General features: G+C 46.7%; 14 protein-coding genes. 6 read left to right on the forward strand and 8 right to left on the reverse strand.

Annotated features, from left to right (window positions below):
• Positions 1-10: 10 nt before the first annotated feature.
• Positions 11-814, reverse strand: a complete 804-nt coding sequence (locus HNR50_RS10450; protein WP_184746687.1) for a carbon-nitrogen hydrolase family protein — start codon at positions 812-814, stop codon at positions 11-13.
• 265 nt (positions 815-1079) lie between these two features.
• Here HNR50_RS10450 and HNR50_RS10455 point away from each other — a divergent pair, with 265 nt between their 5' ends.
• Positions 1080-2294: a hypothetical protein gene (locus HNR50_RS10455; protein ID WP_184746689.1), complete on the forward strand. Its 1215-nt coding sequence runs from the start codon at positions 1080-1082 to the stop codon at positions 2292-2294.
• On the opposite strand, the gene HNR50_RS10460 is transcribed toward HNR50_RS10455, so the two are convergent.
• Entirely contained in the window at positions 2273-3547 is a 1275-nt protein-coding gene (locus HNR50_RS10460; RefSeq protein ID WP_184746691.1) for a type 2 periplasmic-binding domain-containing protein, read from the reverse strand. The genes HNR50_RS10455 and HNR50_RS10460 overlap by 22 nt on opposite strands.
• A 51-nt stretch (positions 3548-3598) precedes the next feature.
• Here HNR50_RS10460 and HNR50_RS10465 point away from each other — a divergent pair, with 51 nt between their 5' ends.
• Entirely contained in the window at positions 3599-5215 is a 1617-nt protein-coding gene (locus HNR50_RS10465; RefSeq protein WP_184746693.1) for an AMP-binding protein, read from the forward strand.
• Here HNR50_RS10465 and HNR50_RS10470 read toward each other — a convergent pair.
• Entirely contained in the window at positions 5199-6056 is an 858-nt protein-coding gene (locus HNR50_RS10470) for a metallophosphoesterase family protein (RefSeq protein ID WP_184746695.1), read from the reverse strand. The two genes, HNR50_RS10465 and HNR50_RS10470, sit on opposite strands and share 17 nt — an antisense overlap.
• 49 nt (positions 6057-6105) lie before the next feature.
• Here HNR50_RS10470 and HNR50_RS10475 point away from each other — a divergent pair, with 49 nt between their 5' ends.
• The 3 genes from HNR50_RS10475 to HNR50_RS10485 all read left to right on the forward strand — a co-directional run bounded on the left by HNR50_RS10475 (position 6106) and on the right by HNR50_RS10485 (position 8515).
• Entirely contained in the window at positions 6106-6801 is a 696-nt protein-coding gene (locus HNR50_RS10475; protein ID WP_184746697.1) for a DUF2161 family putative PD-(D/E)XK-type phosphodiesterase, read from the forward strand.
• A gap of 79 nt (positions 6802-6880) precedes the next feature.
• The gene (locus tag HNR50_RS10480) at positions 6881-7861 is read left to right on the forward strand and encodes a hypothetical protein (protein ID WP_184746699.1); all 981 of its coding nucleotides are present in this window, start codon (positions 6881-6883) and stop codon (positions 7859-7861) included.
• Between the two features lie 45 nt (positions 7862-7906).
• Positions 7907-8515 (forward strand): LysE family transporter, encoded by a 609-nt coding sequence (locus HNR50_RS10485; protein ID WP_184746701.1) that lies wholly within the window; start codon positions 7907-7909, stop codon positions 8513-8515.
• Here HNR50_RS10485 and HNR50_RS10490 read toward each other — a convergent pair.
• From HNR50_RS10490 to HNR50_RS10510, 5 genes are all read right to left on the reverse strand, one after another.
• On the reverse strand, positions 8512-9138 hold the full coding sequence (locus HNR50_RS10490; RefSeq protein ID WP_184746703.1) for an L-2-amino-thiazoline-4-carboxylic acid hydrolase: 627 nt from the start codon (positions 9136-9138) through the stop codon (positions 8512-8514). The genes HNR50_RS10485 and HNR50_RS10490 overlap by 4 nt on opposite strands.
• A gap of 33 nt (positions 9139-9171) precedes the next feature.
• Positions 9172-9942 carry a helix-turn-helix domain-containing protein gene (locus HNR50_RS10495; protein WP_184746706.1) on the reverse strand — a complete coding sequence of 257 codons (771 nt, stop codon included), beginning with the start codon at positions 9940-9942 and terminating at the stop codon, positions 9172-9174.
• Positions 9943-9960: 18 nt separating this feature from the next.
• Positions 9961-11022 (reverse strand): NAD(P)H-dependent glycerol-3-phosphate dehydrogenase, encoded by a 1062-nt coding sequence (locus tag HNR50_RS10500; protein ID WP_184746708.1) that lies wholly within the window; start codon positions 11020-11022, stop codon positions 9961-9963.
• Positions 11022-11471 carry a nucleoside-diphosphate kinase gene (gene ndk, locus HNR50_RS10505; protein WP_184746710.1) on the reverse strand — a complete coding sequence of 150 codons (450 nt, stop codon included), beginning with the start codon at positions 11469-11471 and terminating at the stop codon, positions 11022-11024. Before ndk ends, HNR50_RS10500 begins: the two co-directional genes overlap by 1 nt.
• 91 nt (positions 11472-11562) lie before the next feature.
• A complete protein-coding gene (locus HNR50_RS10510) occupies positions 11563-12273 on the reverse strand; it encodes a hypothetical protein (RefSeq protein ID WP_184746711.1) in 711 nt (236 codons plus the stop codon).
• A gap of 135 nt (positions 12274-12408) precedes the next feature.
• On the opposite strand from HNR50_RS10510, the gene HNR50_RS10515 reads away from it, so the two are divergent.
• Positions 12409-12672: a YbeD family protein gene (locus HNR50_RS10515; protein WP_184746713.1), complete on the forward strand. Its 264-nt coding sequence runs from the start codon at positions 12409-12411 to the stop codon at positions 12670-12672.
• Positions 12673-12711: the final 39 nt, after the last annotated feature.

Below are 12711 nucleotides of genomic sequence, written 5' to 3' on the forward strand. Positions count from 1 at the left end.
CGGAGAAGGATTAAACCTTTCTGCTATAATAGCTCAGCTGCCCGGTATGCTTTATCCGTCCTTCCTGCCCGAAGTCCGGCGACATAAAATCTATCTCCCTGACAATTAATGATTCTTTGTTCAAAGGCGCCCTCTCAATAACATATCCATCAGGATTGATTAAACAGGTCGGCGCTAACTGGTGTTGTGAAATAGAGTTGGCAGATAAGAGATACATGACATTTTCGGCTGCGCGACTGACAAGATGAGATTGAATAACATCAATTTTATTTTTCTGCTCCTTCGGACCTATATCGGTAAACGATACAAGACAGAGATCGACTTCATCTGCAAAAAGCTCTCTGAAATATTCAGGGAATCTAACTTCAAAACAGATGCGGATGCCTATTTTTACTCCGTCTATAGAATAAATGCCCGGTTCATCTCCCGGTATGAAATTGTCTGTATCCCATCCCCACAAGGCCCGTTTATGGTAGCGGTTATATCTTTTCTCATTTGGCGAAATCAGTTGTACTGAATTGAAAGTCCCTTCATCCGAGAAAGTAATCATTCCCAAAGCAATGTACATATCATGCTTTTCTGCTAATTTTCTGATTTCCTGGACCGCTTTTTCCTGTTGGATTCTGTCGATTGAATCAATCGATTCAATTTCTACCGGGGGATAGCCGCAGACCGCGCATTCCTGAGTGAGCAATAATCGGACGTTTTGAGATGCCGCTTCTTCAATGCCTCTCTTAATGCAATGGAGATTCTCATCAATATCACTGGAAGGGGAAAACTGAAAGGCGCCAACTTTTAAACTTTTGCTATGCATGATTAGTGTCATCCTATATCAGGAATATGATAACAGTTCCCATTGCATAAATCATTAATAAAAAAGTTGAAAAATAAAAGAGTTGAGAGCTGAAAATCACTCTAAGAAAAATCCTCTCTGATACACCGAAACCGGAGAATCAGAGACAATTGAATATCTCAAATATTCTCTCTCCGTTCACAGGTTTCTCAAGTAATAGTTAATGTGTTTTAACGTGAAAACAAAATTGTAGACAACTGGAAATTTCACTGATACCCTTTTTTTTATGAACATGATATTCAGCGCCCAACTATACCTCGGTCAACAGGAGAAGAAAGTCTTTTCACAAAATCAGATTCAGGAGAAAATCACCTCTGCAGCCGAATCCCTCGACCTGAAGCGGCTTCTTCTCTGGGATACTCATCCCGGAATTCTTACGGAAGAAATCATCCGCTTCTGCCATTCCAATTCCATAGAAGTCTGGCTGTGGCACCCTGTTCTGGCCGATATGAACGACATTCCCGTCACTGCCGAAACAATGGCGGAAATTCCCGGTTTCACAAGTCTTGAAAAGCTCTCCGGTATATGGGATAAAATCGGTTCAGGAGAAGAGAATTTTCTCTTTGTCGATCCTCTTGACCCGGGCTATCACCGGCAGAACTTCGATATATTTCTTAAAACTATGGACGAGTATGATTTCGATGGCGTTTTTCTTGACCGCATCCGCTATGCCTCGCCGGCGAACGGTTTCGAATCTCTTTTTTCTACATATCTCACATCCTGGTTAAATAATCGCACGAAAGCGGGAAGAGTACACGAAGAGGTGCGCAACCTGTTATCAGTCTTCTATTCGGATCTGAATAACTGGGATGATGACCGGCTAAACAGCTTCAATTCGCTTGATGAGATGCTGCAGCCTTTCGGGGACTTTTTTCGCTTTAAAAGAGAGAATATAGAAAATACAGTCAAAACCTACAAAAATGCGGCGCATAAAATGCACAAGGGAATCGCATTGGATCTTCTTCCCTCCAGCCTCTCCTTTTTCACCGCTCAGGATTATCAAATGCTGTCTCGCCATTGCGACTGGATCAAGGACATGACCTACTGTTACGCCATGGGGCCGGCCGCATTTCCTCTTGAAATCCGGTGTCTGATTGAAGGCCTTCTCAAACTGGCTCCGAAGGTTACCGAAAGGGCTGCGTTTAAGCTATTCGAACGGCACAGCGGCCTGGAGATTCCCGATACTCTGAGTGAAATCATAAGCCGGGGCATCAATCCGGAAAACGCCGCTAAAGAATTAAGCTCTGCTGAATATCTGATAGAAGGGAAAGTTCCGGTTTTCGCCGGCCTGGAAATGGTTAACACTCCGTATTTTTCCACCAGGATCAGTGAAAAAATGCTGGAAGGATATATAAATGCTCTGAAAGGAAAAACATCAGGTGTCGTCGTCTCGTGGAATATTCTCCATATTCCCGATCGTTATTTTTCCTTATTCAGATAATTGCCTATCTCCGCCAGTCCCTGCTCAACAGTCAGCCGGCCGTTTATAACGAGGCGGATAATTTTAGGCAGAACAAAGCGGAGTTTGTCGCTCCTGTCGTCAGAGGGGAGCTCAACCGCTCTTTCCAGATCGAGAAGAAGAGTGTCTTTTGCCGCATTATCTTTGAGGAGCGTGTATACTGTTTCGTTTACCGGAAGATAACCCGTTTCCGGATCGATCCGCTGCTGAACACCGTATCCCGTAAGATAGGCGATCAGATCTTCAGCTGTACCGGTTGAACCGGTGCTTCCGGGAATCCCCATTAGAATGGATACCTTTAGAGGAGGGGGGATTTCGCCCGGCATAAGCGGGAACCTCTCGTCAAGCATTATGGGGGGGCCGGGCAGTTCGGAAAATACGGACGACATACCGTAATACCGATCGGCTTTTCCGGAAATGAAATCACCCGGATAGTCGGCGGAAATTTTGTAGGCTTCGGCTCTGTAAAGATTGCGAAGATAAGTTAACGCTTCGGAAACAGCCGGATCGTCGACTGTAAAGGGTTCTGTCAGGCCGTAATGCAGAGCCAGAGGATAAAATATATTGAGATCGGCGAAATCGGCAGCGATTATCTGATTCTCTCCATAAGTCGAACCGCTCAGATAAACTGTCCGGCTGAATTTATAGGGGACGGGCTCTTTCATCTCCCCCTCTTTGAGAAGGGGGCTGAGAGAATTTTTCTTATCACGGCTGAAAACTATCAGATCCGGTAGTGTTCTATCGTTAAAGGTGTTGTATTCCAGCAGGCTGACAATCCCGGGGTCGACGCGGAACTCTATTTCCCTGTGGTGAAGCCGTGCAAAGAGAGACAGTTCTCTCTCCATGTGGGCATCTTTTCTGTCGAACCACACAATGAGAGGTTTTTCCTCTCTTTCCGTACCTTCCAGCTCAATGCTGTCCGGTAGAAAAAGACTTCCGATTCCTTCTCCCCTCAGATAGATCTGATCTTCGTTGGTGACTATACGCAAATCTTCTGACGGGCCGGTTTCCAGAATGTAATCGCCGGAATAGAGGCGGAAGCGCCGCACATCATCCATCAGAGGAAGCAATTCGTTCAGAAACACACCTTCCTCATCTGCATAAGGCAGTTTATAGGATAAATCCTTCAGGCTGTCGCGGTTGTAACTTCCGAAATAAATCCCGTTCAGATGTATTTCCAGAGCGGATAGAGGAAGGGCAAAAATCAGCAGAACGAGTGGTGCTAAACGGTTCATACAAAACCATTCTAACTTCTCAATCCGTTCTTTACAAGTTATACTGAACAGATGAAATTCGGATTAACCAAATATACTATAGATTGTTTTTTCAAGAGAGTTGTTGAGTTGTACGCCGATGAGCTTTCCATCGGCACAGTGGAAAGAGAAGCCATTACCTACAGGGAATTCGGAGAGAGCGTCGCATCATTGGAGAATAAATTTCTTTCTCTTGGAATCGGACGGGGAAGCCGTGTCGCCATTGTGGGGGTATCCACTCCCGAGTGGGCTATGGCATATCTCGCTGTTATGTCCATCGGAGCAACCGCCGTTCCCGTCATGGAGGATTTTCCCGTAGATGACATCAAGTATTTAATCGATTTTGCGGAATCTGACGCTCTGGTTCTTTCGGAACAGATTATTGCAAAGTTCGGCGAGTACGATTACACGCCTTTTAAAGCCCTTGTCCGCATGGATGATTATGAAATCCTACACAACAGGGGGGACAAACCGGCTGCCCGTGAAGAGGTGAAAGAGGATGACCTGGCCGAAATCCTTTTTACTTCCGGAACGACCGGGCACAGCAAAGGGGTTATGCTAACCCAGAAAAATCTGGTTTCCAATATCTTTGAAGGTCCCGACAGATTGAAATGCATCACAAAGGATTCGGTGACTCTCAGTATTCTTCCCATGGCCCATGCTTTCGGATCCACATCGGCTTTTCTGTCCATCATCTATTGCGGTTCCGAACTCTATATGCTGGGGCGTAAACCGACGATCGGAGCCCTGATGAAATCCTTTGAAGTCATCAGACCTACCATATTGGGAAGCGTTCCGCTTATTTTTGAAAAAATCTATTCCAAAAAAGTTGCGCCGCTCATCGGGGGAAAGCCTCTTTTCCGCTTCCTTGTAAAGCGTGATTGGACGAAAAAGATTTTCTTCAGACTCATAGGCAGAAAGTTCAGGGAAGCTTTCGGCGGCCGACTGGAATGTGCCATTATCGGAGGCGCCGCACTGGCTGAAGAGGTGGAAGAATTCCTCAATATGGGGCAGATCCCCTTTGTTCTGGGGTATGGAATGACCGAATCGGCGCCATTGATTACCTTTCAGTCCCGGGAAGACGCCCGCCGTGGTTCTGTCGGCAGCGCCATAACCGATGTGGAGATTGCTATCGAAGATCCCGAAGAGGGAACGGGCATCGGAGAGATTCTCGTCAAAGGCCCCAGCGTCATGAAAGGCTATCTGAAAAATCCCGAAGCCACGGCTGAAATGCTCACCGATGAGGGGTGGCTCAGAACGGGAGACCGCGGTTATCTCGATCAGGACGGTTACCTCTATCTGAAAGGGCGCAGCAAGAATGTCATTGTCGGCCCGTCCGGCGAAAACATTTATCCCGAAGTGATCGAATCGCTTATCTCCGCTTCACCCTTTGTGGATGAGGTTCTCGTCTATGCGGAAGACCACAAAATTGTCAGCCGGGTTTTTCCCAATAAGGAATACGTCGACAGGATGGAGAAGGGTGAAAAAGAGGAGCAAAGAGGGCAGTGGCTTGAATCATTGAAACGCGAGGTCAATTCCAAACTTCCCATGGCATCTAAAATCGTTCATATGATAGAGGAGAAGGTCCCTTTTATAAAGACGGCCAGCAATAAAATCAAAAGGGACGAGAATATCAACCGCGATTCCTGAGAAATTCTTCCCCCGCCCGGTCCCATATGTGATCGGGTATGGTCAGGGCATCTTTTATGCCTTCTTTTTCCATCAGATTCAGGGCGTAATCGATCATGAGTAGAGAAAGGTTTTCCCCCTCTTTCAGGCTTTCGATTATAGATCGGCTCCAATGGGGACTGGCTCTGTAGAGTCCGCTTTCGTGGAATCTTTTCTCCAGATCCTTGAGTGAGTAGGGGACGCTGATCAGTTCTGCCGAGGGTCTTTCTCGGGAAATCCTTAATAAGGCGTACTGGGCTCCCTCTCCTTTATTGAAGTGAACACCGGCCGAACCGGGATTGAGGGCCCATTTTCCTTTACCTTCGACAAACCACTGATTATGGCTGTGGCCGCATATGAGCAGCTTCTCTTCTATGGAATCCATCACTTCCCCGAAGCGCTCCTTCTCTTTATCGGGATAGAGGAGTTCAGAAAGGGAATCCGGTGATCCATGGGTTATCCTTATGGACAAACCATCGATTTCTATACTTTTCTGATCTGCAAGAGTCCGGATATAAGCCCGGTTCTTCCGACTCAGCTTATCAAAAGTCCACATAAGGGCGGACATCTGTCTGGCATGGGTCCAGTGATCAAGCAGACCTGCACAGTGATCTATGAAATACTGTTCCCTATTGCCTTTTATGACGATCCAATCGGAAAGCCTCACCTGAGTCAGAACTTCATCTGAATCGGGACAGTCGGAAATCATATCGCCGGCGACGATCACTCTTTCAATTCCCCTTTTTTGCAGGTCTTCTTTAATGGCGAGGAAAGCGGGGAGATTTCCATGTATGTCGGCCATAACGGCAATAGGTTCATTCATCTCTTTCTGATCTTAGCAGGTTGCGGCGATCCGTGTTAAGCTGAAACCGATGAAAGAAACGGATCTGGATGAACCGGTCAGGAAATGGCTGGAAGGGCAGGGCTATGAGGTCTCCTGCGAGGTGAAAAACTGCGATATCGTCGCCAGGAAAGGAGACGAGCTTCTCATCGTTGAACTGAAAACGCGCTTTTCTCTCGATCTGGTTTATCAGGCTGTTAACCGGAAAGCCCTTTCCGATTCTGTTTACGTCGCCGTTCCCGTGGCTGAGGGGAAGAAAACCATTCCCCGGTATAAAGAGGTTAGAAAGCTATTGAGCCGTCTGGAGACAGGACTGATTCTCGTTCGCTTTATGAAGAGCAAAACGAAGGTTGAGGTTGCGCTCCATCCCGTTCCCTTCGCGCCAAGGAAAGCCCATCGCCGAAGGGCTTCCATTATTCGGGAGATTGACGGGCGGTATTCCGAGTTCAATAAGGCGGGAAGCGCTTCGGGCGATAGAAAGGTCAGCGCCTACAGACAGCAGGCTCTCTATATAGCTTCGGTTCTGAAAGAGCAGGGACCGCTCTCGCCTTCTGCTTTAGTGAAAAGCGGTGCGGGAAACAAGACCCAGCAGATCCTTTCGGGGAATGTTTACGGATGGTTTGACCGCATCAGCCGGGGAGTCTACGACCTCAATGACGCGGGCCGCGAAGCTCTGGAACATCAGTCGGAAATCGTCAGCCGGCTGATGGAATCGATAAACCATTAAATCAAATAATTATAAGTTGAAAATCTAATGATTCTGATGCATATTATCTCCATTATTAAATACTGAATCAGGATTAATTATGAAAAAAATCATTTACCTGCTTATGCCGCTGCTTCTGCTTTCCTGCGCTCCTTCCAATTCAGGAGTGATCCTTTTTACAACCGAATCTGTTACCAATCAGTCGAGAAGCCTCGCTTCGGAAAGCGCGGCAAGGCCCGTATCCGATAATAATTATTTTGTTTCTGAAATAGACGATTACTACACCGCACTAGGCAGTAAAGTCGAGATAGACGGGAAAACGGCATTCACTCCAACGAACTTCGTTCTCGCCATGGGATCGCCTCTTATCGGAGGTATGATTGACGGCGAAGCCCGGGGAATCATTTTCGGGGAATGGTGGAATGCTCTGGAAAACGCCCAGGCGATGGAAGAATATATGCATGTCGACTTTATCGATGATTATCCCTATGAAGTCGAGGGTACGGCTGTTAAAGGCGATTACGATACCATGAACATTTCGATTTTCATATCCTACTCGGATGTTCATCTCGGCAGCCAAAGCCGGTCATTCGACTTCGCCGCTTTCTCTTATGTCGTCATAGAAGTTCCCGGATATACCGTTGATGACTGGCCCGATATCTGTAACTTATACGATGCGGATATGAATCCTGTCTATTATGTCAGAGAGAATCTGGGAGGCAGTGTTTTTAAATTCGAGTTCCAGTATCTTCTTCCGAAAGTTAATGCATCTGATGATATCGCGGAGTATGTATTCTCCGACAGATATACTGAAGCCGAGCTCATCCAGCCGGGAATTAACGCTCAGGATCTTATAAATATTTCGGAATACGGCAATCTGGTCGGAGAAAATATAACAGGCCGGGATTGTCTTCTGCTCCCTTTTGACAAATTTGCAGTCGATGACTATACGACTCTGTCATTCTCTCTGGACCCGACAGACATTATCGAAATCTATGATAAGGGAACTCCCGGAAAAGATGATGATGTAATCACCCTTGTTAACGGCTACTGGAACAGGTTTATACTGGAAGCTCGATAGAATAGATTTTCTGTAGTAGTCCGGTAAATCGGTCAGGAGGTTTTCATGTTTCAGCTTTTGCCTTTTCTTTCCTATGCTGTGGCCATGACCTTCTCTCCCGGCCCGAACAACCTCATGTCCATGTTCAATTCGGGGCGGGACGGCTATGTCAGGACTCTCGGATTTATGGCGGGGATTTTTACAGGTTTCTTTTTTATAATGCTTTTTTCGGCCTACCTCAATCTGGCTCTTTACACATATATTCCGCAAATCACATCGATCATGAAATATATCGGAGCGGCTTATCTGCTCTATCTGGCATGGAAAGTCTCGGGGATCAGGTTCGGCGGAAAAGCATCCGATAAGGTGGAGGAGGAGAGTAGCGGCACAGTCAACTCTTTCCGCGTAGGAATGACGATGCAGTTGGTCAATGTTAAAGTTATCCTCTACGGGTTGACCATTCTTTCCGGTTTCGTCATACCCTATTACAGAGGACCTGTCCGGCTGACTCTCTTCTCTGTCCTTCTCGCTTCGTTTTCCTTTCTCTCCATAAACAGCTGGGCCCTTTTCGGATCCCTGTTCCGGAAAATCATCAGCCGTCATAAGCGGTTTTTCAATCTGCTTATGAGCGTTCTGCTTCTCTACAGCGCGCTGGCTGTAAGTCATGTCATTTAATCACCACCATTACTCCGGCAGATGAAAGTACAGGCTGAGGCGCCATCGACTATCCGCTTACCGGTTCCGCTTCTTTCGAAGGTTATTTCGTCGGGACGGTAAATGTTGAATATGGCGTTGTCTGTTTCGCAAAAGACCGTTGTCAGTTCCGGCGCACCCAGAGCGGAAAAAATATTGAAGAAACAGCACTCTCCCCTGATTTCAAAAATATAGTTTCGATCATTTTCCTCCACTATTGTCATTTTGTTCATCCGGGTCGGTCCATCGCTGTTTGTCCGCTTCTGGTATTGTATTAGATCGGTGAAAGATCTGTCGGATTCCACATAGCGGAAATTGGCCATCTGGACGGACAGAGCGAAGGGTATGGTCAGTGCTTTTGTCAGGGCCAGGGCGCGGCGGTTATCCATTTCATTCGCGTAATGATGATAAATCGAATAGATCAGGGCACTGACCTTTCGGAGATCCCGGGGATATCTGTCGGAAATTTTCCTGGATAAAGAACCTGTGGAAAAGAGAATCTTTAAAAGAACGGCAAAAGGCCGGCTTTCATATCCTTTTAACTGTCCGTATAAAATCAGAGGAATGGAAGGTTTGGCTATCCTGTCAATTGTGGTTTTTAACATAAGGCACTCCTGAATGTGTTTTTTCAGGGTATATCACGAATGGCAAAATGAAACATGAACAAACCTGCTGTTGCGAAAAATGCTTTTGAGGCTCGTACCGAAATTCTCTTTGAAAGTGCGGCTGAAATGGGCGTAGTCGGAAAACCCGGCTTCCATGGCCGCCATAGTCATTGATTCTCCTTTATCTATAAGCGATAGTCCGTCGAGCAGACGTTTCCAGAGAAGATAGCGCCTGATGGAAATACCCATTGTTTCCCGGAAGAGATGCATCAGCCTCGACTCGGACAGACCGGCTATGCGGGCCAATTCCGAAACCTGTATCTTTTTATCGGGAACAGTCGGTATGTAATTCAGAACGGCCGCTATGCGTGTATCAGCAGGGCCAATCATTTTATGTCCGGGAAAAAGCAATTCCACAATGTGATTCGATAGTGCCGCAGCGTCAGTACATCGATGCTCCTTTTCGGAGAGAAAGGACAGAATCCCGTTCAGGGTCGTTCCCAGAATATCCAAAGGAGCTGTTTGAAGAGAGCCTTCGGGGATAAGCTGAATAAATAAATCCCCCAATGGGCTTTCCGGATCAATGAACAGAGAGAGCGAAGGACTATTGATAAGGCAGCAGTGTTCCAAATTGCTGTTTATAAGCATAATATGGCCTTCTTTTTCAGAACCGTCCTTCAGGCGGGCAATAAAAGGGGCGTGGGGAGAAATCATAATCTGATAGAAATAGTGTCGGTGATAACTTCGGGAAAAATCATCCCCGGCAACCAGAAGCCGGTTGTCGAGGAAATAGATATTCAGCACCGAGCGGACTCTCGTCCCTTACTGAAGATCTGCGGGAAATCCCGGATCAAGGGATTTGACCACTTCAAGTGGATTGAGATCTTTGTTGCACATCTGGTAGACCGACTGGATCAGGGGAAGCTTCAAACCGTATTTTTCCGCCAGGCGGACGGCGTACTTCGCAGCGATGATCCCCTCAGGCAGATATCCTAATTTTCCGATATTGGCTATCATGTCATCGATATCTTTAAACTGGTCGAGAACCTTCTTGTCAATAATCTCCGCTCCGAAACGGCGGTTCCGTCCGTATAGAGATCGGCATGTTACATGAAGGTCCCCCACGGCGGCCAGTGATGTAAATGTCTCGGGGTGAGTGGCTCCCATGGCCATGCCGAGCTTCATGATTTCGTTCAATCCAACGGCAAACAGGTAGGATTCCGTGTTATCGCCCACTCTGTCTGAAATGTTTTTCAAAGCATCGAGTAAACCGAAGGCTATGGCTACGACGTTTTTGACCGCGGCGCTGATCTGAACTCCGACCACGTCTAGGGAAGAGAACACCTGAACGGTTTCTCCCGAAAGAAGTTCGCGGAAGAGTATGGACATCCTCGGATTGGCACAGGCGCTGATCAGTCCTGTGATTTTGCCGCGAGCCACTTCTTCGGCATGACTCGGTCCGGAAATATAAACAACATTCCCTTTGTAAAAACCGGGGAGGTAGTTTTCGATTCTATCCAGCAGAAGCTGCGGTCCCTGATCGCTGTCGAGAAAACCCTTAGTGATAACGGCTATTTTGCTCATCCCTTCCATAATATTGGATACGGATGTTATTTTTTTAACCGTATCGAGGATAAAGAGAGAAGGGCTGGAGAGAATGATGTATTCTCTTCCCTCCGCTGCTTCTTTCACATCGGTAACGGCCCGGACCGTTTCAGGAAGCGTTACGCCGGGGAGATAGCGGTTCGTGTGCTCCCGGTTGATCTCATCGGCCACGTCCTGCTCGAAACTCCACAGTGTGACTTCTATTCCCTTTTCCGCGATGATTTTCGCAATAGCTGTTCCGAAAGCTCCCGCGCCGAGAACGCCAACACCTTTATTCATTAGGCCCATCCTTTGCCGGGATCGTCCCATGATGTTATTTCTTCTTCTGAAAAGAAAATGGCGATCTCCCTTTCAGCGCTTTCCGGAGAATCGGACGCATGGATCACGTTGTTGGGGTTGATGCTCCCCAGGGCATAATCACCGCGGATTGTTCCCGGTTCGGCTTTTTCCACAAATGTTCCGCCGCAGAGTTTTCTCATAAGCATAATGGCTTTCGGTCCTTCCACGACCATAGGAATGACAGGTCCGCTGATGATAAAGTCCTCAACCAGTGGATACCATTCCTGTTCCAGGTGTTCCTCATAGTGTTTTCTGACGATATCTCTGTTCAGGGTCGTCATTTTCATAGCTGTGATCTGAAGGCCTTTTTTTTCGATTCTGCTGATTATTTCACCGGCAATCCGTCGCTGGATCACTCCCGGCTTAAGCATAATGAATGTTCTTTCCATTTTTTTTACCTCTGCTGCTAAAATTAAAAAGCGGAGCAGGGCTCCGCAGGGTCTTTCTTTTTTTAATACGGAAATCCCATTTACGGGATTTCTATCTGTAAGTCACTGAATATTCCAGATTGGTATCCAGAAGAAGGACTCTGATCAGGGGAACTTTGAATTCAACTGTATTGTTGTCCACTTTCGTTCCGCCTTTCTGATCCAGAATCGTTCCGTTGACATTAATGGTCATGTCCAGACTTGAGTCCATGACTCCGGCGGGACCATCTTCACCGAAAAAGAATTCGATCATATCAAGATATTCGCTTTCCTCAACCACCATATCGGGATCCGGCGCCAGCGCGGCCATGGTGGGATCGTCCATATTGGGAATAAGATGGGAAAAGCCCCGGTAGGTTTCTTTATTAACTGTCAGCGTCAGTTTCATCTTATCGCCCGATTCTTCAATCCTTATCAAGCCGGAATTCTGCACATCATCTTCGGCCTGATTGAACAGGTTTTCCACGCTGCCGAAATCAAAAGATAGTTTGATCCGGTTCTTGAGAGGACGGGAAGCCCGGACATTTCTCACTTCCGGATTTTCTTCCATCTGGGCCTTAATTGTTTCGGGGTTCAGCATTTCGTCGGGATCGACATCGGGTGAAATTTCCGCCAGATCTTCAATAGTCGGCAGTACAAAGCTTTTCAGGTTTATTTCAACACTGGCGGTTCCCGATCCGTCTTTTTCCAGATTGATTTCATTTTTCATGGTACAGGAAAAGAAGATCAGTGAGACGAGAATCGCCGCTGTAATTTTTTTCAAAAGGAAACCCTCCTAATAGGTCGTCAGAGAATCATACAAAATGATTACAATTAAGAAAAGTCTTCAGTCCTCCGGCAGTTACAAAAAACAAACCTCTATGATAAAGTATAGCCCGAAAAATAGAGGAGAATGCAAATGAATGGAGAAACTCTTGAATTTCCCCAGAACTTTACTATAAAAGTCATTGTCGAAAACATGCTGACAGACAAGGAAAACAGAAAGAACATAGAAGCGGTTCTGCTTTCGGAAAACATAATTGGGGTTGGATGGTCATCCAAACTAAGCAAAGAGGGCAAATACCTCAGCTACAGCGTTGCAGTCCGGGTCGAGGATAAAAGCCAGATGGACCGTCTTTACGGAAAGATTAAGGATATTCCGAATATCAAATATGCTATATGACATTTCATGATATTGACAAAGGGCTGCCCGTCAGAGCAG

The organism is Spirochaeta isovalerica (assembly GCF_014207565.1).
GTDB lineage: Bacteria > Spirochaetota > Spirochaetia > DSM-2461 > DSM-2461 > Spirochaeta_F > Spirochaeta_F isovalerica.